General features: G+C 66.2%; 22 protein-coding genes. 5 read left to right on the top strand and 17 right to left on the bottom strand.

Going from position 1 to position 21367, the window contains the following annotated elements; translation table 11 throughout:
• Positions 1–51: 51 nt before the first annotated feature.
• Entirely contained in the window at positions 52–1875 is a 1824-nt protein-coding gene (locus D8676_RS22265; protein ID WP_121583295.1) for an AsmA-like C-terminal region-containing protein, read from the top strand.
• Here the strand turns inward: D8676_RS22265 and D8676_RS22270 are convergent, their stop codons facing one another.
• The 5 genes from D8676_RS22270 to D8676_RS22290 all read right to left on the bottom strand — a co-directional run bounded on the left by D8676_RS22270 (position 1876) and on the right by D8676_RS22290 (position 7064).
• Entirely contained in the window at positions 1876–2694 is an 819-nt protein-coding gene (locus D8676_RS22270; RefSeq protein WP_121583296.1) for an ABC transporter permease subunit, read from the bottom strand.
• Entirely contained in the window at positions 2691–3662 is a 972-nt protein-coding gene (locus tag D8676_RS22275; protein WP_121583297.1) for an ABC transporter permease subunit, read from the bottom strand. The genes D8676_RS22270 and D8676_RS22275 overlap by 4 nt, the downstream gene beginning before the upstream one ends.
• A 7-nt stretch (positions 3663–3669) precedes the next feature.
• Positions 3670–4809, bottom strand: a complete 1140-nt coding sequence (locus D8676_RS22280) for an ABC transporter ATP-binding protein (protein WP_121583298.1) — start codon at positions 4807–4809, stop codon at positions 3670–3672.
• Between the two features lie 76 nt (positions 4810–4885).
• Positions 4886–5983 (bottom strand): polyamine ABC transporter substrate-binding protein, encoded by a 1098-nt coding sequence (locus D8676_RS22285; protein ID WP_121583299.1) that lies wholly within the window; start codon positions 5981–5983, stop codon positions 4886–4888.
• A gap of 133 nt (positions 5984–6116) precedes the next feature.
• Positions 6117–7064: a DMT family transporter gene (locus tag D8676_RS22290; RefSeq protein ID WP_121583300.1), complete on the bottom strand. Its 948-nt coding sequence runs from the start codon at positions 7062–7064 to the stop codon at positions 6117–6119.
• A 285-nt stretch (positions 7065–7349) separates the two neighbouring features.
• On the opposite strand from D8676_RS22290, the gene D8676_RS22295 reads away from it, so the two are divergent.
• The gene (locus D8676_RS22295; protein ID WP_245427053.1) at positions 7350–7631 is read left to right on the top strand and encodes a hypothetical protein; all 282 of its coding nucleotides are present in this window, start codon (positions 7350–7352) and stop codon (positions 7629–7631) included.
• 19 nt (positions 7632–7650) lie between these two features.
• Here D8676_RS22295 and D8676_RS22300 read toward each other — a convergent pair whose 3' ends face one another.
• From D8676_RS22300 to D8676_RS22310, 3 genes are all read right to left on the bottom strand, one after another.
• The gene (locus D8676_RS22300) at positions 7651–8055 is read right to left on the bottom strand and encodes a group II truncated hemoglobin (RefSeq protein ID WP_121583301.1); all 405 of its coding nucleotides are present in this window, start codon (positions 8053–8055) and stop codon (positions 7651–7653) included.
• A gap of 92 nt (positions 8056–8147) precedes the next feature.
• Complete coding sequence (locus tag D8676_RS22305; RefSeq protein ID WP_121583302.1) at positions 8148–9263, bottom strand: P1 family peptidase; 1116 nt, start codon at positions 9261–9263, stop codon at positions 8148–8150.
• A gap of 14 nt (positions 9264–9277) precedes the next feature.
• The gene (locus tag D8676_RS22310) at positions 9278–9493 is read right to left on the bottom strand and encodes an alkylphosphonate utilization protein (RefSeq protein WP_121583303.1); all 216 of its coding nucleotides are present in this window, start codon (positions 9491–9493) and stop codon (positions 9278–9280) included.
• 329 nt (positions 9494–9822) lie between these two features.
• Between D8676_RS22310 and D8676_RS22315 the strand changes: the two genes are divergently transcribed.
• Entirely contained in the window at positions 9823–10584 is a 762-nt protein-coding gene (locus D8676_RS22315) for an outer membrane protein (protein ID WP_121583304.1), read from the top strand.
• Between the two features lie 129 nt (positions 10585–10713).
• On the opposite strand, the gene xseA is transcribed toward D8676_RS22315, so the two are convergent.
• Positions 10714–12441: an exodeoxyribonuclease VII large subunit gene (gene xseA / locus D8676_RS22320; protein WP_121583305.1), complete on the bottom strand. Its 1728-nt coding sequence runs from the start codon at positions 12439–12441 to the stop codon at positions 10714–10716.
• 188 nt (positions 12442–12629) lie between these two features.
• On the opposite strand from xseA, the gene D8676_RS22325 reads away from it, so the two are divergent.
• Positions 12630–13283 carry an outer membrane protein gene (locus D8676_RS22325; RefSeq protein ID WP_121583306.1) on the top strand — a complete coding sequence of 218 codons (654 nt, stop codon included), beginning with the start codon at positions 12630–12632 and terminating at the stop codon, positions 13281–13283.
• A 96-nt stretch (positions 13284–13379) separates the two neighbouring features.
• Here the strand turns inward: D8676_RS22325 and D8676_RS22330 are convergent, their stop codons facing one another.
• Entirely contained in the window at positions 13380–13583 is a 204-nt protein-coding gene (locus tag D8676_RS22330) for a hypothetical protein (RefSeq protein ID WP_121583307.1), read from the bottom strand.
• Between the two features lie 156 nt (positions 13584–13739).
• On the bottom strand, positions 13740–14699 hold the full coding sequence (locus D8676_RS22335; RefSeq protein WP_121583372.1) for a LysR substrate-binding domain-containing protein: 960 nt from the start codon (positions 14697–14699) through the stop codon (positions 13740–13742).
• Between the two features lie 170 nt (positions 14700–14869).
• Here D8676_RS22335 and D8676_RS22340 point away from each other — a divergent pair, with 170 nt between their 5' ends.
• On the top strand, positions 14870–15163 hold the full coding sequence (locus tag D8676_RS22340) for a DUF1127 domain-containing protein (RefSeq protein WP_121583308.1): 294 nt from the start codon (positions 14870–14872) through the stop codon (positions 15161–15163).
• Between the two features lie 137 nt (positions 15164–15300).
• Here D8676_RS22340 and D8676_RS22345 read toward each other — a convergent pair whose 3' ends face one another.
• From D8676_RS22345 to D8676_RS22370, 6 genes are all read right to left on the bottom strand, one after another.
• Positions 15301–16245: a glycine betaine ABC transporter substrate-binding protein gene (locus D8676_RS22345; RefSeq protein WP_121583309.1), complete on the bottom strand. Its 945-nt coding sequence runs from the start codon at positions 16243–16245 to the stop codon at positions 15301–15303.
• A 23-nt stretch (positions 16246–16268) separates the two neighbouring features.
• Positions 16269–17018, bottom strand: a complete 750-nt coding sequence (locus D8676_RS22350; RefSeq protein ID WP_121583310.1) for an acetoacetate decarboxylase family protein — start codon at positions 17016–17018, stop codon at positions 16269–16271.
• Between the two features lie 15 nt (positions 17019–17033).
• Positions 17034–17591 carry a TetR/AcrR family transcriptional regulator gene (locus tag D8676_RS22355; protein WP_183097199.1) on the bottom strand — a complete coding sequence of 186 codons (558 nt, stop codon included), beginning with the start codon at positions 17589–17591 and terminating at the stop codon, positions 17034–17036.
• A 354-nt stretch (positions 17592–17945) separates the two neighbouring features.
• Positions 17946–19001, bottom strand: a complete 1056-nt coding sequence (locus D8676_RS22360; RefSeq protein ID WP_121583312.1) for a DUF937 domain-containing protein — start codon at positions 18999–19001, stop codon at positions 17946–17948.
• A gap of 145 nt (positions 19002–19146) precedes the next feature.
• Positions 19147–20520: a glutamate--cysteine ligase gene (locus tag D8676_RS22365; protein WP_121583313.1), complete on the bottom strand. Its 1374-nt coding sequence runs from the start codon at positions 20518–20520 to the stop codon at positions 19147–19149.
• Between the two features lie 103 nt (positions 20521–20623).
• A complete protein-coding gene (locus D8676_RS22370; protein ID WP_121583314.1) occupies positions 20624–21358 on the bottom strand; it encodes a 16S rRNA (uracil(1498)-N(3))-methyltransferase in 735 nt (244 codons plus the stop codon).
• Positions 21359–21367: the final 9 nt, after the last annotated feature.

Here is a 21367-nt window from a genome sequence, read left to right on the forward strand (position 1 = left end):
CCGCATGCCGAATCAGGCGACGGACAGCCGCGCCGGGGCTGACGGAGCGGTATGCCGACCCCTTTGCTGAGACGCAGCCTGTGGGCGCTCGCCGCCGCGAGCCTCATCGTGCTCGTCGTGCTGGCCCTGCCTTTCATGGCGTCGACACGCCTGGTGCGCGACCGCATCGCCCATGAGATGAGCGAATGGAGCGGGCTCGAGGTCAGGATCGCCGAGGCGCCGGAGATCAGCGTGTGGCCCGACCTGCAGGCGAACCTCACCGGCGTCACGCTGTCGCTTCCGGGCGGCGGCGGGACGCCGGTCATAGCGGCCGAACGGGTCGAGATCGAGCTTTCGCCGCTCGCGGCGCTTGCCGGCAATGTCGATTTCTCGCTGGCGCGCTTCTTCAGGCCGACGGTCACGGTCGAGGCTGGCGCCCCTGCCTTGCCCGCCGGCAGCCGGCTTGCCCTTGCCATCGAGGCGGCGCGCCAGATCGTGACGGAGAACCGTACAGCGCCGGATACCAAACGGCTCTCCGCTGAGGATTTCGGCGTCGTCGAGTTCACGGACGGGACGATCGTCGCGGCCTCCGGCGGCGTCGAGACCGAGATCGCCACCGGCCTTGCCGGAAAGCTCGACTGGGGGAGGCTGAACGGCCGGGCGAGCGCGACGGCCACCGGCTCATGGCGCGGCGAGCAGTTCACCATCGACCTAGGCTCAGCAAAGCCTCTGCTCTTCCTCGGCGGGGCGGCGGCGCCGGTGAAGGTCAACCTGAAATCCGCGGCGGCGAACGTCTTCTTCGACGGCACCGCAAGCCTGGGCGAAAATCCCTATGTCGACGGCCGGATGAGTTTCTCCGCGCCTTCGGTCCGCCGCATCCTCGACTGGTCGCGGACGGGGCTGCTGCATGACTCCACGATCGGCTCCGTGTCCATGCAAAGCCGCGTCATGGGCGGTGCCGAACGGTTGCGTTTCGAGGATGCGGAGATCGTGCTCGACGGCAAGCCGGCGCGCGGCGCGCTCGACCTGCTGCTCACCGGCAAGCTGCCGATGGTGGCCGGCACGCTCGCTTTCGACACGCTCGACCTCAGGGCCTTCCTCTCCGCCTTCACGCCGCTCGAGCCGTCGGCCGGAAGCGGGCCGGGGATCATAGACGCCGACTTCGCCAGCCGGCTCAATCTCGACCTGCGCCTCTCGGCGGCGCAGGCGACGGTGGGGACGATCGCGCTCGGCGACCTTGCGGCGACGGCGCGCGTCGACTCGGAACTGGCGGCATTCGACATTTCCGAGGCGTCGGCCTTCGGCGGCATCGTCCAGGCCGGTTTGCGCTTCGACCGCAAGGGGGAGGGGACGCAGGTCGAGATGCGCCTGCTGGCGTCCGACATAGATGGCGCCGCCTTCGGCGCGGCCGCCGGCATGACGAGGCTGGCGCAGGCCGGCCGCGGTACCGTTTCCGTCATACTGAAGGGGAACGGCAGCGACTGGGATGCGCTGCTCGCCCAGGCCAACGGCTCCTTCTCGGCGAGCTTCGGCAAGGGCGCCCTGCACGGCATCGACATAGACGGCCTGCTTGGCCGCGCAAAAGACGGCGTGCCCTTCGTGATGGAAGGGACGCCGGGTGCCGCGTCCGCGGTCGAGGCGCTGGAAGTGAAGGCCAACATCGCGGGCGGCGTCGCGACGATCGAGAAGGCCGAGGTCAGGACGCTGCTGCACCGGATCGCGATCGCCGGCGTTGCCCAGTTCGCCTCGGGAGAGCTCGACCTGTCCGGCAAGGCCGAAGCGCCGGCGCAGACTGCCGCGCAGGCCGCAGAGCAGGCCGCCGCGACGACCTTCCGCATCGATGGTCCGTGGAGCGCACCGCGGGTGACGCCGACGACCGCGCCGATCCCGGAATGACTATGCGCGCAGCGCGGCCTGCGCGTCCCGCTGGCGTTGCGCCTCGCGGCGCTTGTTGACGATCGACGCGGCGAGCACGCCGGCCGCGACGATGCCGATCATCAGCGTGCAGGCCGCGTTGATCTCGGGTGTCACGCCGAGCCGCACCTGGCTGTAGATCTTCATCGGCAGCGTGGTGGCGCCCGGACCCGAGGCGAAGCTCGCGATGACGAGGTCGTCGAGCGACAGGGTGAAGGCGAGCATCCAGCCCGAGACCACGGCGGGCGCGATGACCGGCAGCGTGACCTGGAAGAAGGTCTTCACCGGCGGCGCGCCAAGATCCATCGCGGCTTCCTCCAGCGAGCGGTCGAAGCTCATCAGCCGCGACTGCACCACCACCGCCACGAAACACATGGAGAAGGTGATGTGCGCCAGCGTGACCGTCAGGAAGCCGCGGTCGAGGTCGATGGCGACGAAGAGAAGGAGCAGCGACAGGCCGGTGATCACCTCCGGCATGACCAGCGGCGCGAACACCATGCCGGAGAACAGCACCCTGCCGCGGAAGCGCGTGTAGCGGGTGAGCGCAAGCGCCGCCAGCGTGCCGAGGACAGTGGCGACGGTCGCCGAGATGACGCCGACGCGCAGCGTCACCCAGGCCGCGTCCATCAGGCCCTGGTTGCGGAACAGCTCGCCGTACCATTTGATCGAAAAACCGCCCCAGACGGTCACCAGCCGGGACGCGTTGAACGAGAATACGACCAGCAGCACGATCGGCAGATAGAGGAAGGCGAAGCCGAGCACCACGGAGGTGATATTGAAGCGGGACCAGGTCGGGTTCATCGGCCCTGCTCCTGCGCGCGTGCCTGCGCGAACTGGAAGATCATGATCGGCACGATCAGCAGAAGCAGCAGGATGACGGCGACCGCCGAGGAGACCGGCCAGTCGCGATTGGCGAAGAACTCGTTCCACAAGGTCTTGCCGATCATCAGCGTCTGCGAGCCGCCGAGCAGGTCGGGAATGACGAATTCGCCGACGGCCGGGATGAAGACGAGCATGCAGCCGGCGATCACGCCCGGCAGCGAAAGCGGGAAGGTGATCTTCCAGAAGGCGGTGATGGGCCGGCAGCCGAGATCCAGCGCCGCCTCGATGAGCGAATAGTCCATCTTCTCCAGCGAGGAGTAGAGCGGCAGGATCATGAAGGGCAGGTAGGAATAGACGATGCCGATGAAGATGGCCGTATGGGTGTTGAGGATGACCAGCGGCGTGTCGATGACGCCGAGGCCGAGCAGCAACTGGTTGAGGAGGCCCTCGGGCTTCAGTATGCCGATCCAGGCGTAGACGCGGATCAGGAACGACGTCCAGAAGGGCAGGATGACCAGCATCAGAAGCGTCGGCCTCAGCGACACCGGCGCGCGCGCCATGCCGTAGGCGATCGGGTAGCCGACGAGCAGCGCCAGCAGCGTCGAAACGCCGGCGATCCAGACGCTGGAGAGATAGGCATTGAGGTAGAGCGGGTCGTCGGTCAGCCAGAGGTAGTTGTCGAAGTTGAGTTCCTGGAGCTGCGACCAAAGTCCGGCGAAACCCTCGTCAAGGCTGAAGGCCGGCGTATAGGGCGGCATGGCGATCGCCGTCGTCGAGAGCGAAATCTTGAAGACGATGACGAAGGGGGCAAGGAAGAAAAACAGCAGCCAGAGATAGGGGACGATGATGACCAGGCGGCCGGTCACCGCCTGCAGGACACGCGCGAGCCCCGTGGAGGCGGCGGGCTCCGAGGTTTCGGCGACGGCGGATACGGCTGCGCTGGCCATGATCCCCCTACCTCGTCAGGACGACGCCGGCGTCCGGCTGAAAGGAGATCCAGGCGCGGTCGTTCCAGGTCAGCGGGTCGTCGGTGAGGCGCGAGCTGTTGAGCGCGCTGGCCTTCACCACCTGACCGTCGGGGAGCCGGACGTGATAGACGGTCATGTCGCCGAGATAGGCGAGATCGAAGACCTCGCCCTCCATCGCGTTGGCCGAGCCCTCTGGCCGCTTGGACGAGACCTTGATCTTCTCGGGGCGGACCGCGAAGGCGACGGCGTTGCCGGCCGCCGCGTCGCCGGCGTTCTCGACGAAGATCTCGGCGCCGCTGGCGCCGGCGATGCGCGCCTTGTTGGCCTCACGCGCCGCCACGGTGCCCTCGAACATGTTCACATTGCCGACGAAGCTGGCGACGAAGCGCGATGCGGGCGCCTCGTAGATCTCGGCGGGCGTGGCTACCTGCATGACCTGGCCCTTGTCGAGGATGGCGATGCGGTCGGCCATGGTCATCGCCTCTTCCTGGTCGTGGGTCACGATGACGAAGGTCAGTCCCAGCGACTGCTGCAGGTCCATCAGCTCGAACTGCGTCTCCTCGCGCAGCTTCTTGTCGAGGGCGCCGAGCGGCTCGTCGAGCAGCAGCACCTTGGGCCGCTTGGCGACGGAACGGGCGAGCGCCACGCGCTGGCGCTGGCCACCGGAAAGCTGGTGCGGCTTGCGCTTGGCGAACTGCTCCAGCTTGACCAGCTTGAGCATCTCGGCGACCCGCGCCGCGATGTCGGCCTTCGGCATGCCCTCCTGCTTGAGGCCAAAGGCGATGTTGGCCTCCACGGTCATGTGCGGGAAGAGCGCGTAGGACTGGAACATCATGTTGAGCGGCCGCCGGTAGGGCGGGATGCCGGCGAGGTCCTGCCCGTCGAGCAGGATGCGGCCTTTCGTCGGCTCGTCGAAGCCGGCCAGCATCCTGAGCAGGGTCGACTTGCCGGAACCGGAGCCGCCGAGCAGCGCGAAGAATTCCTTCTCGAAGATGGTCAGCGACAGGTCGTCGACGGCGGTGAAGTCGCCGAAGACCTTGGTGACGTTCTCGAATGCGATGTAGGGCTTCGCCGACGGATCTTTCCAGGGGGCGAAGTCCCGTCTGATGCTGCCGAGCGATTTCATGATGACGATGCTACCCCCAGAATTGCATCCTCTGAAAAAAGACCCCGGCGTTTTGGGCGCCGGGGTCTGTCACCGATCACTGGCCGGTGACGATCTTGGTCCAGGTGCGCGTCACCACGCGCTGCGTCTTGGGGTCATAGGGCGCGACGGTGAACAGCTTCGCCAGCGTGGCCTCGTCCGGGTAGATCGCCGGATCGTCGATGATCTCCTTGTCGATGAATTGCTGGGAAGCCTTGTTGCCGTTCGGGAAGTAGACGTAGTTGGTGGCCTTGGCGGCGACTTCCGGCTTCATGATGTAGTTGAGGAATTCGTGAGCTTCCTCGACATTCTTGGCGTCGGCCGGAATGGCGAGCTGGTCGAACCACATCTCGGCGCCTTCGCCCGGGATGACGTAGTCGACGACGACGCCCTGGTCGGCCTCGGCGGCGCGGTCGCGCGCCTGGAACACGTCACCCGACCAGCCGATGGCGAGGCAGATGTCGCCGTTGGCGAGCGCGTTGATGTATTCGGACGAGTGGAACTTGCGGATGTAGGGCCGCACCTTCATCAGCGCCTCCTCGGCCTTGGCGAAGTCGTCGGGCGAGGTGCTGCCCGGATCCATGCCGAGATACATGAAGGTGGTCGGGAAGATGTCGGTCGCGGAATCGAGCACGTAGACGCCGCAGTCGGCGAGCTTGGAAAGCTTCTCCGGGTCGAAGAAGACGTCCCAGCTGTCGATCTTCTCGATGCCGAGCGCTTCCTGCACTTTCTTCTGGTTGTAGCCGAGCCCGACCGTGCCCCACATGTAGTTGATCGAGTAGTCGTTGCCGGGATCGTATTTCGCGGTGCGCTCCGATACCACGTCCCACATGTTGGAGAGGTTGGGGAGCTTCGACTTGTCCAGCTTCTGGAAGACGCCGGCCTGGATCTGGCGGGCGAGGAAGTTGCCGGTCGGCACCACCACGTCGTAGCCGCTGCCGCCGGCGAGAAGCTTGGTTTCGAGGATCTCGTTGGAATCGAAGACGTCGTAGACGACCTTGATGCCGGTCTCCTTGGTGAAGTCGTCTATGATCGACTCGTCGATATAGTCGGACCAGTTGTAGACGTTGACGACTCGCTCCTGCGCCCAGGCGGCGCCGCTCACGAGCGCAACCACAGCAGTCGCTGCGGAAAGCCGAGACAATTTACCGATCATCGTAAAACCCCTTGCCTTGATTTACCCGTCTGGACGCGCATCCAAGGTGCCCCGGCGAGCTTCGGAAATTCGAGCCTATTGACCTTTTTTAACGTCGACAAGTTGGAATTGGAGGCGGCGATCGCACGTTGCGTCAATTGGGTGACGGCAGCCCCGTGACGCCGGCCCGCTGCGGCCGCGACATGCGCTGGAACTCCAGCGCGATGTGGACGAGAAGCGCCGTGAAAATGACGGCTCCGCCAAGCAGCGTGCGGGTGGAAGGTATCTCGCCGTGGAAGAGCCAGACCCAGACCGGGCTGAGCAGCGTCTCGAAAGTGCCGAGCAGCGCGGTGAAGGCGGCGGGGATCAGCCGCGCACCGGTCGCGAAGCAGGCAAGCCCGAGGCCGAGGTTGAGCGCCCCGAAGGCGAACAGCCAGGTCATGTCGTAGCCCGACACCGCGAAACCGCCGGCCTGGGTGGCGGCGAACGAGGCGGCGAAGATGGTGCCGAGACAGGTCGCGGGGGTCATGCGCACATGCGAATAGCGCCGGGTGATCACGGTCGCGATCGAGAAGGCGAAGGCGATCAGCACGGCCAGGCCGTCGCCGATCGGCGAAACGGAGCCGTCGAAGGATTCCGAGACCATGATGGCGACGCCGCAGATGACGGCCGCGATGGCGGCCCAGGTCGCCGGCGCCACCCGCTCCCGGAAGAGGAGGAAGGCGAGCAGCGCCGCGATCAGCGGCACGCCGGCCTGCATCAGGACGACATTGGCCACGGTGGTGTGGGCGATGGCGACGATGAAGGAGGTCGAGGCGATGGCGAAGCAGGCGGCGACGGCGACGCCCGGCAAGCCCATGTCGCGGAAGAGCTTTAGCGTGCCGCGGACGCCGTCGCGCAGCATCATGAAGCCGATCAGGAACACCGCCGCCCAGAGCGAGCGCCAGAAGACCACGGTCCAGCTGTCGGGCGTCTCCAGGAAGCGGGCGATCGCTCCGCCAAAGCTCCAGACCAGGGCCGAGAGGAAGACGAGCAGCAGGCCGATGCGCTCCTCGCGCCGCGCGACCTGCGGCTGGACGGGGGGCATGGCGGCGTCTGTCATGGCTCCACTGTCGGCGATTTCCCGGCGGGACGCTGCGCGCCCGGCGACATGGCGGTTCGGAATCGCGTAGAACACCGCAGGAATTCCGGCGTGATCCAGGTGAAGGCGTTGGTTGTGGCAAGAGACGGTCGCCGGGCTGCCGGGAGCCCATGCGAGCCGCATCATGTTTATGCCCTTGCCGCTTGTCGGACTTCCTCGCGGCGGCGATTTCCTGTTGCAGGAACCGCAGAAGTCCGAGCAGAATAAGCAAGCCGGCATGGCATGCAGTTTCGGAGACTCGGGATCATGAAAAGCCAACCATTGCGCTGGGCAGCCGCGGCGGTGTTTGCCGCCGGCATTCATCCTGCCCTGGCGCAGACGGACTCCGGTGCGACCGACGACGCCGCGGCGGGCGAACTGGTGGCGGTTCAGGCCCGTCAGCAGGGATTTGCCTGTTCCGAGCCGGTCAGCGCCAAGCGTGATCCGACCGCCGCCGACGACGCGGTATGGACGCTGACTTGCGCCGATGCGAAATACCGCGTCCGGCTCGTTCCTGACCAGGCAGCCGAGATTCAAAAGCTCGACTGAGACCGTCCCTTCAGGCGCGTCAGTCCTGGTTGCGGGCGGTTTCGGCCGCCGCCTTCAGGTGGCGCATGAGGAGGGCGGCAAGGTCTTCGTCCAGTCCGGACCCGGCGATCGCCTGGTCCATGCAGCGCAGCCAGAGGTCGCGCATCTCCGGGCCGATCGGCACATGCTCGTGGATTTCCTTGAGCCGCGCATGGCCGTGCTTCATCACGTAGCGCTGCGGCCCGCCGAAAAAGCCGCTCAGATAGTTGAACTGCTCCTCCCGGGAATGGGCGACGCCGAAACCGCGGCGGTGCAGGAGATGCAGCTCCTCGGCATATTCCTCCTGCTCGATGATGTCGTAGAACCGCTCGACAAGCGCACGGACCCCGTCGTCGCCGCCGAGCCGCTCATAGGCAGATTTCCTCGCTTGCTCCGTGCTGCCCATGATGGCGTCCCCTCCGGCTGTCTATCGCACGCGTCCCTCAGCCTTCCAATTGATATCCATTGAAGCCGTCCTGTCCACGCCCGGCGCGGGTCTCAGCCGGCGCTGAACCGCTTCAGCCACGCCTTGGGCAGGGCGGGGACAAAATTCCCGGCCCGCCCGGTCATGTCGTCATTGGCGGTGAGGCTGTTCAGGATCGCCTCCTCGGTCGCCTGCACGGTGGCGTCGAAGAAGATGTCGATGTCGACGTCAGGCACGTATTCGGCCCGCGCCAGCCTGCCCGATGCGCCTTCAGCGGCCTCCGCATTGGCGGTCGAGAAGGCGAGGAAGATGTCGCCCGAGCTGTGATAGCCGTAGCCGCCGGTCATCGCCACGCCGAGCGGAACGCGCTTCGCCAGCCGCTTCAACTGGTGCGGCATCAGCGGCGCGTCGGTGGCGACGATGGCGATGATCGAGCTTTTCTCGGCGCGCGGCGTGCCTTCGCGGATCGCCGGCTCGGCGAGCTCCAGCCCGGCCCGCACCCCGCGCACCGTGAAATTCCAGCGCTTGCCGAAATTCGACTGCACGAAGACGCCGAGCGTGTAGCGCCGGCCCTGCCATTCGACCACGCGCGAAGCGGTGCCCGAACCCGCCTTGAAGCCGCAGGTGATCATGCCGGTGCCGCCGCCGACGCTGCCTTCCTCGATGGGACCGCTTGCGGCGCCGTCCAGCGCTGCCGCCACATGGTCGAAGGTCAGGTGGTGTCCGTTGATGTCGTTCAGGAACCCGTCATAGGTCTCGCCCGCCACCGGCAGCGCCCAGGAATCGTCCAGCACGCCGGGCATGAGGCCGTGTGCCCAGCGCAGCGTGCCGTCGCGCGCCACGCCGCAGCTATGCGTGTTGGTGATGGTGATGGGCAGGTTGAACGCGCCGATCTCCTCGATCAGGTGCGTGCCGGTCAGCTCGCCATTGCCGTTGCCGCTGAAGATGCCGGCAAAGACCGGAGCCGCGATTTTCTGGCCCGGCCTCGGCAGGATCGCGGTTACGCCGGTCCTGACCGCTGCCTCGCCTGAGACCGATGCGCCGTCGCCCGAAATCAGCGTCGTGTAGCCGACCGTCACGCCTGATACGTCGGTGATCGCGTTGTTCGGGCCCGGCACGCCGTCGAAGGGGATGCCGAAACTCCGCGCGCGCGGCTTGCCGGATGGCGTGGCGAGGTGGGGGTTGCTCATCGGGCGCTCGCGTCTCAGGCCTTTTTCAGGAATTCGGTTTTCAGGACCAGGCCCTTGACCTGCTTGGTGTTGCATTCGATCAGGCCGGGATCGTCGGTGAGGCGGATGTTCTTCACCAGCGTGCCCCGCTTGATCGTCTCGGACGTGCCCTTGACCTTGAGGTCCTTGATCAGGGTGACGGAATCGCCGTCGGCAAGCGTCGTTCCGTTGCTGTCTTTGGTATCGGCCATTGCTGTCTTTCCTGTATTCAACCGGGATATTTTGCTTCCGCATCCTTACCCTCTCGCCGCAAGGAGGGGGAGAGGACAAGGGCGCGGGCGTTGCCGCTTCTCTCTGCTTTTCCTCCTGAGCTCGGCGATAGATGCGGGTTCGTCGTCGAGCGGTCGGGCATATCGCCTGTCCCGGCGCGCGCCCGTCCTCCGGCGGCTCCCGTGTTTATTTGGCGGCGGCCGGTTTCACCATCTGATTCGTTCCAGCTGTTGCAGCTCTGCAACTACGCATCGCCCGAAACGCTGCTAGCTTGCCGCTAGGGCAACAGAGTGGCAGGCGGGGGAGTGCAATGAACAGGTTTACCGCAATCTTGGCCGGCGCGGCTTGCGCCGCGGCACTTGCGACGGCTGCCAACGCCGCCGACGCGGTGGTTGAGGAAGCAGCAGTCATCGTCGAGCCCGGCTTCAACTGGACCGGCGGCTATATCGGCGCCAACATCGGCTATGGCTGGGGCGATTTCGAGCAGAATTTCGGCGCGGACGTCATTATCATCGGCCCAATCAGCGAAGGGTTCGATGCCGACGGCGACGGCATCCTCGGCGGCGCCCAGGCCGGCTTCAACTGGCAGACGGGCCAGTTTGTCTTCGGTGTCGAGGTCGACGTCCAGGCGGCGAACATCGATGGGGGCGCCAACCGATTCTTTGATTTCGGCCTCGCCACCCTCGATGCCGACGTCTCAACGGAAATCGACTGGTTCGGAACGGCGCGCGGCAGGATCGGTTTCGTGCCGACCGAGCGCCTGATGATTTACGGCACCGGTGGTTTGGCGTTTGGCGAAACCACGAGCACGGCCAGCTATGAAGCCGTTCCCTTCATTGGGAGTCCCATCGGCGACTCGGCGTCGTCGAAGGATACGCGCACCGGCTGGGCGGCAGGCGCCGGCGCCGAATACGCATTCGCCGACAACTGGACGCTGAAGGCCGAATATCTCTATGTCGACCTCGGCGAGGAGACGTTCCTCAACCTCGAAGAACCAGGCATATTCGAGGCGGATCTCACCTCCGACGTGACTCTCCAGACGGTCCGGCTGGGCATCAACTACAAGTTCTGAGGGATATCTGATCGGCCCGTTCCGCGCGACTTTGTCGCGCGGCGGCCGGTCATCTCTATGCTGTGAGGCCGGTCGCATTCCCGACGGCCTGCGTGTCCGCGTCGAAGAAGCAAGTCGACGGCAGCAGCCTTAGAACAGCGACCCCTGGCTGCCGGGGTCCTTCGGCTTGGCCGGCGTCCGCGTCGACTTCAGCCGCAAGCCGCCGCCGGTCGCCTGCGCCGTGCCGTCGGCGAATTTCAGCGTCAGCTCCGCTCCCAGCGACACCTCCGCCGCGCGTTTGATCAGCTTGCCGTCCGGCCCGATCACCAGCGCGTAGCCGCGGTCGAGGATCGACTGGTCCGACAGCGCCAGCGTGGCGAGCAGCCGGTCGGCATGGTCGAGGCGTGTCCGGCTGCGTTCGAGAAGCAGCGCCGTCGCCTGGTCCGCGCGGCGCGTGAAATCCTGCAGCCGGTCGCGCTGAAGCGCCTGGCGCCGGGCGATCGGCTCGGCGGACAGCCTGGCCCCGGTACGGTCGAATTTCCCGCGCCGCTCGCGGACGATCGCCAGGAACGCGCCCTGCGCGCGCTGCAGGTCGCGCGCCGCGTTGCGTCTTGCTTCCGCCAGCCGCCGCTCCAGCGGCGCGGGCGTCAGCCTTGCGGCTGCCGTCGCCAGGTGGCGGCTATGCGCGGTGATGTTCGCCCTTGCGCATTTCGGCAACTGCTGTCCGGCGCGGTCGAGATGCCGGCGCGCCTCCGCCAGCCGGCGCGCCAGGACCGCCGGCGTCAGCCGCGCTGCGGTGAGCCGCGCACGCTTGCGCTCAGTCGAGACTTCGAGTGCGCGCCCGAGCCGGCTGGTCGCTTCGTCGAAGCGGCGTCTCGGCAGCGCCAGCAACTGGTCGGGCGAGGGGAGCGCGCGCGCGGCGGCCCTGAGCGCCGTGCGCTTGCGCTCAAAATTGCGGGAGGTACAGGCCTTCAGCCGCGCCGAAAGATTGGCGAGCGTCGCTTCCAGCTCGGCCTTCACCGGCACCGCGAATTCCGCGGCACCCGTCGGCGTCGGCGCGCGCATGTCCGCCGCGTAGTCGATCAGCGTCCAGTCGGTCTCGTGTCCGACCGCCGAGACGACGGGAATGCCCGACGCCGCCACGGTCCTTGCCAGGGCCTCGTCGTTGAAGCCCCAGAGGTCCTCGAGGCTGCCGCCGCCGCGCGCCACGATGATCAGGTCGGGCCGCGGCACCGGCCCGCCTTCGGGCAGCATGTTGAAGCCGGAAACCGCCGCCGCGACCTCGGGTCCCGAGGTCTCGCCCTGAACGCGCACCGGCCAGACGACGACGGTGAGCGGAAAGCGGTCCTTGATGCGATGGATGATGTCGCGGATGACGGCGCCGGTCGGCGAGGTCACCACGCCGATCACCTTGGGCATGTAGGGCAGGGGCCGTTTGCGCTCCTTGTCGAACAGGCCCTCGGCCGCCAGCCGCTTCTTGCGCTCCTCGAGCAGCGCCATCAGCGCGCCGGCGCCCGCCGGCTCCAGATTGTCGATGACGATCTGGTAGCTCGACTTGCCGGGATAGGTGGTGAGCTTGCCGGTGGCGATGACCTCCATCCCCTCTTCGGGGCGGAATTTCAGCCGCTGCATGGTGGTGCGCCAGACCACGGCGTCGATCTTCGCCTTGTCGTCCTTCAGGCTGAAATAGGCATGGCCGGACGAGTGCGGACCCCGATAGCCGGAAATCTCGCCGCGCACCCTGACATGGCCGAACGTGTCCTCGACCGTGCGCTTCAGCGCATTGGAGATCTCGCTCACCGTATATTCGGCGGCGTTGCTGCGGGCTTCGCGGGTCCGGACGCCGGCGGCGGGCGATTCGAAAAACTGGTCGCTCATGCCCGATAGGTGCTGCGTCGGGCCTTGCGGGTCAAGCCTTGTAAGGTCGACCGGCTTCGCCGTGGCCGGCCGGCGCCCTAGTTGCATTCCGGCAACGCATAGAAAAAAGAGAATCGCTTATTACAAAATTTACCCTGTTTACATGCCGGCCGTGGTATTCGTTCCCTCAAATCTTAGGGGTATGGGCTATGCGTAAGATCCTTCTCGCTTCGGGCTTCCTTTTCGCCGCCGCCGGCGGAGCGTTTGCCGCCGACGCCGTGGTCTATGAGCCGGCGCCGGTCGCTCCGGTGGACAGCGTGTTCATCTGGACCGGCGGTTATGTCGGCATCCAGGGCGGCTACGGCTGGGCCGATGCCGATTTCTCGGTGCCCGACTTCGGTTTCAACGGCAACATCGACCCCGACAGCGGCTTTGTCGGCGGTCTTGTCGGCTTCAACTACCAGTCGGGTTCCTTCGTCGGCGGCATCGAGGCAGACGTGAACTATTCCGGGCTGAACGACGATTTCTCCGTTCTCGGTGAGGACGTCGATGCCGAGATCAACTGGTTCGGCTCGATCCGCGGCCGCGCCGGCTTCGCATTCGACCGTACGCTGGTCTTCGGAACCGCCGGCGTGGCCTTCGCCGGTGCCGATGTCGACACCGATAACTTCGGCAACGACAGCACCAGCTTCACCGGCTGGACGGTTGGCGCGGGCGTCGAGCATGCCTTCACCGACAACTGGACGGTCCGCGCCGAGTATCGCTACTACGATTTCGGCAACGAGGACATCGATCTGGACACCCCGGTCGACGGCGACTTCACGATGAACACCGTGTCCGTCGGCGTGGGCTACAAGTTCTGACGGTTTCGAGCGTTCCGCGCACTTCAAGCCCCGGCCTCGCGCCGGGGCTTTTCGTTTGGACCGAAGCCGGAGCCTGTGGAGTAGGGCGGTCCGCCGCTACTTGTTAGCGCCGACGACGGCGCCGACCGCCGCGCCGCCGAGGCCGCCGACGATCGCGCCGGTCGATCCGGCGATCGCCGCTCCGGCCACTGCGCCGGTGCCGGCGCCGATCGCGGCGCCGCTTGCTGTGCGGGTCGCCTGGCTCGATCCGCAGCCGGCGAGCATCAAGGAAACGAGCGATACGGCCAGGATGCGGGTCATCTTGTCTCTCCGTCGGTCACCGGCAATTCCAGGAAGCGGAAACGGTTTTTTCCGTCCGGAATCGCGACAAAAGGGGATTGGCGTCGGAAGAGACTCGCCCCGCAGGGTTAACAATTGCTTTCGGCCGGAGACGAATTTGCGGGCTTCGCCCGCAACTCACCAGCCCGGAACGAGCTGGCCCGGCTTCGACCGGCGTCCGCGCACGGCCGAGGTCAGCGCCGCGAAATCGAAGCCGCCGGGCTCCTCCGCCATCGGCACCGAGATGTTGTCGAGGCTGTCGGAGATATGCCTGGCGATCGCGTCGACGATGTCGGCCCGCGCCGTGTGGCCGCGCATGATGCCGATCTTGCAATCGGGCAGGATGCCGAAGCCATCCGCCTCGGACAGCACCCGCATGCCCGGCCTGAGCGCGCATTCCGGCAGCACCGAGATCGCCAGCCCTGACAGCACGGCCGCGGTGATGACGGTGGCCGAGAAGCTGGAGAACAGCACCCGGTAGTCGCGATCCATCCTGTCGAGCACGTCGCAGGCGGCCCGCCGCCAGATGCAGTTGGGCCGCCCGAACGCCATCGGCAGCACTTCCTCCTCATGGGTGGCGTGGTTGGCCGACGAGACCCACAGCAGCGGCTCGCGCCGCACCACTTCGGATGGCGCATGCGCGTCGCTGTGGGTGACGATGGAAAGATCGAGGTTGCCGCGCTTGAGGTGCTCGACCAGCCCCGGCGTCGGCTCGCAGATCACCGTCAGCTCGACGCGCGGGTTCGACCGCGCGAAGCGCGCCATGATCTCCGGCAGGAAGCGGTCGGCATAGTCGTCGGGAATGCCGATGCGCACGGTGCCCTCGAGCGCCCGGTCGTCGAAGGCCGCGAGCGTCTCGCGGTTGAGATGCAGAAGCCGCCGCGCGTAGGACAGCAGCCTCTCGCCTTCCTCGGTCAGCCTGTTGGTGCGGCCGTCCTTCTCGAAGAGCGGCTTGCCGATCCGTTCCTCGAGCCGGCGCATCTGCATGGATACGGCCGACTGCGTGCGGTGCACCTCGTCCGCCGCACGGGTGAAGCTGCCCATGTCGGAGATGGTGATGAAGGTCTGCAACTGGTCGAGGTCAAGCGGTGCGGCCATGGTGACACCCATCATCAATGTTGATGCTAAAGATTAGAAACATTCGTTGGATAAATCAATCTAATGATGGCAATGTCCCAGCGTAAACCCAAGCAGATGCCGCTTCGCCCGGCCGCGATTTTCCGCGGGACCGGGGCTGCGGTCTCTTGCCCGAACGAAGGAGAAACGACATGGCCACGATGGTTCACGCGAGGGAGACGATGCATGGGACGCGCCCGGCGGTCGCCCCGGTCGTGCGCATCGCGAATGCCGTCTCGAATTTCCTGCGCGCCTGGAAAAACCGCCGCGAGTTCTACCGCCTCGGCGAGATGTCCGACACCGAGCTTGCCGATATCGGCCTGACGCGCACCGACCTTTCGGTCGCGATCGACCTGCCGTTCGGCAGGGATCCGACCGCGCATCTGGGTGCGCTCGCCGAAACGCGGCAGCGCGAGATCGAGGCGATGGCGCGACAGGTGTCCTGAAGTCAAACGCAGGCGTTCAATCCCCACCCGGTTCCCCCACCGGCCTGCCTGCGGCAATGCCCGGCCTTCGCGAGAAGGCCGGGCTTTTTCGTTCCTGTCGTCCGCCGGCGCTGAGGGGAGCGTGGGCGGGCCGCGCCTCAGTTCGCCTCGATGTAGGCCTTGACCGCCGCGACGCCGTCGCGGCCGTCCGTCGCCGTGACGCCTTCCAGCCAGGCGGCGAGCATCGAATCGTCGCTCTTCAGGCTCTCCAGCGCCACCTGCTGCCCGCTCTTGTCCTCTTCCAGGACCTTCTGCATGTTGGCGCTCAGCATTTCCGGCGTGAAACGCAGGTTCTGGAAGAATTTCAGGGCGTTGGGGCACTGGTCCGCGTAGGCCGGACGCAGTCCGGTCCACACCTCCGCGCTGCCGTAGTTCGGGCCGAAATAGGCGTCGCCGCCGCTCAGATAGCTCATCTCGAAGCGCGTGTTCATCGGGTGGGGCGACCAGCCGACGAAGACGATCGGCGCCTTTCTCGACACGGCCTTTTCGACCGCGGCCAGCATCCCCTGTTCGCTGGACTCGACGATCTCGAACGTGTCGAAGCCGAACGCCTTGTCCTCCTGCATCTTGATGAGGACGTTGTTGCTGTCGTTGCCGGCTTCTAGCGCGTGCAGCTTGCCGTCGAGCTCGGCGCGGAACTTCTCGATGTCGGCGAAATCCTTCAGGCCGGCCTCGTAGCTGTAGGTCGGCACGGCGAGCGCGTATTTCGCGCCCGTGAGATTGGTGCCCACGTTGCGGATCGCGCCAGCCTCGATATAGGGGTTGAGGGTCGAGTCCGAATTGGGCGTCCAGTTGGCGAGGAAGACGTCGACGCTTCCCATCTTCATCCCTTCGAGCAGGACGCCCAGCGAGAGGCTCGTTTCCTGGGGCTCATAGCCCAGCCCCTTGAGCACGATGCTCGAGAACCCGTTCTGGACGATGTTGTCGGTCCAGCCTCCGTCGGCCAGAACCGGCTTGAGGCAGGCGTCCGGATCGGCCGCGAGAGCCGGGTAGCTGCCGGCAAAAAACAGCGCGCATGCCGCGCCTTTCAGGAAGCGCTTCATCTTCATTCTCCCATTCGTTTCGTTCAGGCGAGGTAGTCTATGATCACGGTCCCGTGGAGCTCCTTCAGGTCTCCGATGTGGTAGAAGCCGGAGCCGACCTTCAGGGGCGTGAACGGAGCGAGGTCGGTCTTGGCGGTGCTGCGGAACTCCGCCATCCCGCGGCCCGAATACTGGACCGATTGTCCGACCGGCTCGCTTTCGTAGCGGACGAGCTGCTTGATCGCTGCGCCGGGTCCGTCCGCCCTTGGAATGAGCTTCAGGTTGTAGTTCGGCGCGAGGGCGGGAAGGCTCTCCTCCTCGGCGATGGCGTCCCAGGTCGTGGAGATGCGCATCAGCAGCGCGCCCTCCTTGACGACCTCGCAGACGCGGACGTTCTCATGGTCCTGGAAGGTGATCGTGGCGAATTCCTTGGCCACGCCCCAGCGCTCGCGCCCCGCGCAGATCGCGGTGACGTTGTCGAGGAAGAGGTGCGAATTGTAGACGCCGGGCTTGCCCTCGTAGAAGCAGCGCAGATAGAGGCCGGCTTCGTTGAACGGGCCGTAGGACGACAGGCCGATCTTCAGCGAGCAGACCACGGCGCCGCCGGCGGGATCGACCTCTAACGGTTCTGGCAGATGTGCCCTGGCCACCTCGGGGTCGACGTTTATCTCGACGAATTGCGTCTCGATGCCCCGGTAGAACGTCGGAATGCTCGGATAGGTGGACCGGTGTGCCGGCAACACGTCGCCGTCGCCTTGTGCAAGGGGCGCGAACGCTCCCGTCGTTCTCATCATTTCATATGCCTTTCTTCACTCGGGTTCGGTGTCTTTGCGTGTCATCGCCTCGAGGCGCTCGATGACGGCGGCGCGTTCGGCCGCGTCGAGGACGGGCACCCCCATCACGTCGTTGATCCACAGCCCGTCCGCGGCGAGACGGACGATCTGCGCCTGGACGGGATCGATGCCGCTGGTGTTGATCGCTTCGCGCCAGGCCGGCTGCCGCTCGTTCATCGGCGCGAGCAGGGTGGTGTCGTTGGCGGCGGCGGTCAGAAACGCCACCGACAGGCGCCCGACCGGCCCCAGATCTTCCGCACTGTTGGTCAGGCAGGCCCTGATGAAGCCTCGAAGCCAGCTTCCCGCCTCATGGTCCTGCGCCTGAGCGGCCGAGACCTCCTTCTCGGTGATGTCCACCAGCGCCTGCACCATGCCGAGGAGAAGTTCCTGCTTGCTGCCGAAGTGGTAGAACACGCCCCCCTTGCTGATGCCGGCCTCTTCGGCCACCGCCTCCATCGTCAGATTCTGCACGCCGCGCGCGACAGCCACATTGGCCGCCGCCGCGATGATCTTCGCCTTCGTGTCCCGCGCCATATTCATCTCCAAAAAAACTATACTGACCGGTCAGTACAGTCAACAGCCCGATCGCGGGCTGCACCGGCCTACCACGCTCTGTCATGCACGACAGCAGGGTCGGCCGGGCTTTGGCATTGGGGGAATTTATCCAGCGTAAGGGGATACGGAGGGTCGGCCTGCCCTGTACCGGCGTGGGGGCAGGTTGCGGCGCGCGGCAATATGGCGTGGCGCGAACTCGCTCGCCGACACATGCGAGGCCGATGAACGGCCTCGCTACAGGTTTCGAAGAGCGGGCGATACTGAGACTCGACCCGTCACGTGAGATTTTTCACCGCGCTCCGCGCAGTGGGTCCCGGCGTCCGTTCCTTGGGGCTACCGGTAGCGATCCATGCCCTTCGAGAACTGGTCGAAGATCGAGCCGATGTTCTTCTCGTATTCGTCGCGCTGCTGGCGCCCGGTTTCAAACATCTCGCCGAACAGGTCGTCATAGGGGTTGCGCGGGCGACCCTGCTGCGGCGTTTCTTGCTGGTCGGCCTGGCGCTGGCGGGGAGCCTGCGGCTGTCCGCCGGGCATGCCCTGTCCGCCGGGAGCGCCCTGGCCGCCTTGCCCGCCGCGCAGCATCTCCTCGAAGATCTTCCCGAGCGGATTGTCGCCGAACGGGTTCTGGGAGGGATCGGACTGCGGCTCGGCGCGGCGCTGCTGCGGAGCCTGCTGGGGCGCGCCACCCGGCATGCCGCCTGGCATTCCGGGGATCGCTCCGCCGAACATGTCCTTCAGGATCTTGCCGAACGGGTTGTCGAACGGATCGCCGGATTGTCCGGGCGATTGTCCCTGCTCGGGCGCCTGTGTCTGCTGGGGGGCCTGCCTCTGTTGCGGAGCCTGCTGCGGCTGGCCGCCCATTCCGCCTCCCATCTGCCCGCCCTGGCGCATCATCTGCTCGATGATCTCCTGCAGCGGATTGCCGGAGCCGCCGAAGCCGGCCGCCGCCTGCGGGTTGCCGGGGTTCAACTGATTGGTCGATTGCTTGAACAGCCCGCCCATGATCATCGAGGCGATCACCGGCAGCATCTGCTGCAGGGTCTGCTGGCCAAGTCCCGTCGCCTGCGCCGCTTGGCTCGCCACCGCGCGCGACAGGTCCTTTGAGCCGAACAGATGCCCGAGTATCCCGTTGCCCTCCGCCATGCCTTGCGGCGAGAACGCGTTCTGCGCATCCTCGAAATATTTGGCGTGGTTGCCGCTCGCCATCGCGTTGAGGAAGCCGCCGACGCCGTAGGGGTCGGATGCGTTGCGCTTCAGCCCCTGGCTGAACGCCGGCAGCAGCGCCTCGACGGCCGCCTGCGTCTGCTGCTGCGAGAGCCCGAACTGCCGTGCGAGCTGATCCATGCCCTGGCCGCTCTGGGCGTTGGCCAGCATGTCGAACAGATTCATCGTCGTTCCTCCTCGGGACGGCAGGCCCCCGACGGAAACGTAGGGCCTTTCGGTCGTCGGTTGAAGTGGGATTTGACGAAACTTACGGCCGCGCGGCGCAATCTGTCCATGCCCGGCGCGGGCGCCGGCCAGGACCTGCCGTTTCTCAGTAGGCGTATTCGAGGAAGACAGGCTCGATCGAGCCGCCCCAGCGCGTGTGATAGGCCGACAGCATTTCCTCCGCGCTTGTCGTGCCGCGCGACACCACCTCGTCCAGCGTGTTGAGGAAGGAGGTCTCGTCATAGCCGTCGCGGTTCATCCTGGCGCGGTTCTTCAGCCCCTGCCGGGAGATCGCCAGGACCTCGCGCGCCACCTCGCGCAGCGTTCTGCCGCGGAACTCGGTGCCGATGCCCTCGGCCGGCACGGCGTCGCGCATCGCCTTGACGTCCCCATACGTCCAGTCGCGGGTCAGCGCTTCCGCCGCGTCGAGCGCCTCGCCGTCATAGAGCAGCCCGACCCAGAACGCCGGCAGCGCGCAGATCCTGCGCCACGGGCCGCCGTCGGCGCCGCGCATCTCCAGGAAGCGCTTCAGCCTGACGTCGGGGAAGAGCGTCGACAGATGGTTCGCCCAGTCGCCGATCTCAGGCACGACACCGGGCATGTCCCCGCTGGCCTCGCCGGCCAGGAACTGGCGGAAGCTGTAGCGCGTCATGTCGTGATATTCGCCGTCGCGGATGACGAAATACATCGGCACGTCGAGCGCCCAGTCGACATAGTCGAAGAAGCCGAAATCCTGTGCGAAGCAGAATTCCTTGAGGCCCGAGCGCTGGTTGTCGGTGTCGCGCCAGATGTCGCCGCGCCAGGAAACCAGGCCGTTCGGCTGGCCTTCGGTGAAGGGCGAGTTGGCGAACAGCGCGGTCGCCAGCGGCTGCAGCTTCAGCGAGACCTGCATCTTGCGGCGCATGTCGGCCTCGCTCTCGAAGTCGAGGTTCACCTGGATGGTGCAGGTGCGGTACATCATGTCGAGGCCCTTGGTGCCGACCTTCGGCATGTAGCGCGTCATGATCTCGTAGCGCGATTTCGGCATTTTTGGTGTCTCGGCGAGCGTCCATTTCGGACTGCCGCCAAGCCCCAGGAACCTGATTCCCAGGGGTTCGGCGATCTCGCGCACCTGGGCGAGATGCGCATTTCCCTCGCGGCAGGTCTGGTGGATCGTCTCCAGCGGCGCGCCGGAAAGCTCGAACTGTCCGCCCGGCTCCAGCGAAATCGCGCCCTGTCCGGTCGGCTCGACCAGCCCGATGATCCTGCCGGCATCCACGATCGGGTCCCAGCCGAGCTTGTGCTGCATGCCTTCCAGGATCGCACGGATGCCGCGCTCGCCGCCGTAGGGCACCGGAGCATTGCCGTCGACATAGAACGGGAACTTCTCGTGTTCGGTGCCGATCCGCCACTTCTCGCGCGGCTTGTTGCCCTCGGCGAGATGCGCGACGAGTTCGTCGATGCTCTCGATCGGCCTGGAATCGGTGGTGTCGCGCGCCATTCTCTGCCTCAAGCCCGACCTGTGGTTCGCGCGCTTGATGGACGAAATGTCAGGAGACTATCAAGTGAAAAAAGCTGAGCCACGGTTCAGGGGCTTTTGATGCCTACCAGTCGCCGATCGTCGCCTGCATGACCGCAAGCGCGGCGACGGCGGCAGTGTCGGCCCTGAGGATGCGCGGTCCGAGCGGGATCGCCGTCACGAAAGGCAGGGCGTAGAGCTGGTTTCGCTCGTCCTCGGAGAAGCCGCCTTCCGGCCCGATCAGCAGGCCGAGCTTGCGCTCGCCTATGGCTTGCAGCGCGGGCAGGGGATTGTTGGTCTCCGCGCTCTCGTCGCAGAAGATCAGCTGCCGTTCCTTGTCCCAGGACGACAGCAGGGCGGTGAATTTCTGGGCCTCGCGCACCTCGGGGATGACAAGGATGCCGCATTGTTCCGCCGCTTCGACGGCGTTGGCCTGCAGCCGCTCGATACCGACCTTGGCGAGCTGTGTGTGCTGGGTGATGACGGGCTGCAGCACGCCGGCCCCCATCTCGACCGCCTTCTGCACCAGATAGTCGAGCCGGCCGACCTTCAGCGGCGCGAAGCAGTAGACGAGGTCGGGCGTCGCCGGCTGTGGCCGCGTCTGCTCGACCGTTTCCAGCCGCACGGCCTTCTTCGCCTTGGCGGCGATGCGCGCCAGCCATTCGCCGTGGCGCCCGTTGAAGACGAGCAGCTCGGCGCCCTCGGCCATGCGCAGGACGTGGGTGAGATAATGGCTCTGCTCGGGACTGGCCTCGAACACCGCACCGGCGGCGAGGTCCTGCGGCACGAACAGCCGCTGCATTTTGTAGTTGGCGCGCATCGACGAGCA

It is taken from the genome of Mesorhizobium sp. YM1C-6-2 (assembly GCF_003666685.1).
Taxonomy (GTDB): Bacteria; Pseudomonadota; Alphaproteobacteria; order Rhizobiales; family Rhizobiaceae; genus Mesorhizobium_K.

Excerpts from the sequence above, each read along its gene's own strand:
- D8676_RS22265 (WP_121583295.1), top strand. The coding sequence starts at position 52 with ATGCCGACCCCTTTGCTGAGACGCAGCCTGTGGGCGCTCGCCGCCGCG.
- D8676_RS22270 (WP_121583296.1), bottom strand. The coding sequence starts at position 2,694 with ATGAACCCGACCTGGTCCCGCTTCAATATCACCTCCGTGGTGCTCGGC.
- D8676_RS22275 (WP_121583297.1), bottom strand. The coding sequence starts at position 3,662 with ATGGCCAGCGCAGCCGTATCCGCCGTCGCCGAAACCTCGGAGCCCGCC.
- D8676_RS22280 (WP_121583298.1), bottom strand. The coding sequence starts at position 4,809 with ATGAAATCGCTCGGCAGCATCAGACGGGACTTCGCCCCCTGGAAAGAT.
- D8676_RS22285 (WP_121583299.1), bottom strand. The coding sequence starts at position 5,983 with ATGATCGGTAAATTGTCTCGGCTTTCCGCAGCGACTGCTGTGGTTGCG.
- D8676_RS22290 (WP_121583300.1), bottom strand. The coding sequence starts at position 7,064 with ATGACAGACGCCGCCATGCCCCCCGTCCAGCCGCAGGTCGCGCGGCGC.
- D8676_RS22295 (WP_245427053.1), top strand. The coding sequence starts at position 7,350 with ATGAAAAGCCAACCATTGCGCTGGGCAGCCGCGGCGGTGTTTGCCGCC.
- D8676_RS22300 (WP_121583301.1), bottom strand. The coding sequence starts at position 8,055 with ATGGGCAGCACGGAGCAAGCGAGGAAATCTGCCTATGAGCGGCTCGGC.
- D8676_RS22305 (WP_121583302.1), bottom strand. The coding sequence starts at position 9,263 with ATGAGCAACCCCCACCTCGCCACGCCATCCGGCAAGCCGCGCGCGCGG.
- D8676_RS22310 (WP_121583303.1), bottom strand. The coding sequence starts at position 9,493 with ATGGCCGATACCAAAGACAGCAACGGAACGACGCTTGCCGACGGCGAT.
- D8676_RS22315 (WP_121583304.1), top strand. The coding sequence starts at position 9,823 with ATGAACAGGTTTACCGCAATCTTGGCCGGCGCGGCTTGCGCCGCGGCA.
- xseA (WP_121583305.1), bottom strand. The coding sequence starts at position 12,441 with ATGAGCGACCAGTTTTTCGAATCGCCCGCCGCCGGCGTCCGGACCCGC.
- D8676_RS22325 (WP_121583306.1), top strand. The coding sequence starts at position 12,630 with ATGCGTAAGATCCTTCTCGCTTCGGGCTTCCTTTTCGCCGCCGCCGGC.
- D8676_RS22330 (WP_121583307.1), bottom strand. The coding sequence starts at position 13,583 with ATGACCCGCATCCTGGCCGTATCGCTCGTTTCCTTGATGCTCGCCGGC.
- D8676_RS22335 (WP_121583372.1), bottom strand. The coding sequence starts at position 14,699 with ATGGCCGCACCGCTTGACCTCGACCAGTTGCAGACCTTCATCACCATC.
- D8676_RS22340 (WP_121583308.1), top strand. The coding sequence starts at position 14,870 with ATGGCCACGATGGTTCACGCGAGGGAGACGATGCATGGGACGCGCCCG.
- D8676_RS22345 (WP_121583309.1), bottom strand. The coding sequence starts at position 16,245 with ATGAAGCGCTTCCTGAAAGGCGCGGCATGCGCGCTGTTTTTTGCCGGC.
- D8676_RS22350 (WP_121583310.1), bottom strand. The coding sequence starts at position 17,018 with ATGATGAGAACGACGGGAGCGTTCGCGCCCCTTGCACAAGGCGACGGC.
- D8676_RS22355 (WP_183097199.1), bottom strand. The coding sequence starts at position 17,591 with ATGGCGCGGGACACGAAGGCGAAGATCATCGCGGCGGCGGCCAATGTG.
- D8676_RS22360 (WP_121583312.1), bottom strand. The coding sequence starts at position 19,001 with ATGAATCTGTTCGACATGCTGGCCAACGCCCAGAGCGGCCAGGGCATG.
- D8676_RS22365 (WP_121583313.1), bottom strand. The coding sequence starts at position 20,520 with ATGGCGCGCGACACCACCGATTCCAGGCCGATCGAGAGCATCGACGAA.
- D8676_RS22370 (WP_121583314.1), bottom strand. The coding sequence starts at position 21,358 with ATGCGCGCCAACTACAAAATGCAGCGGCTGTTCGTGCCGCAGGACCTC.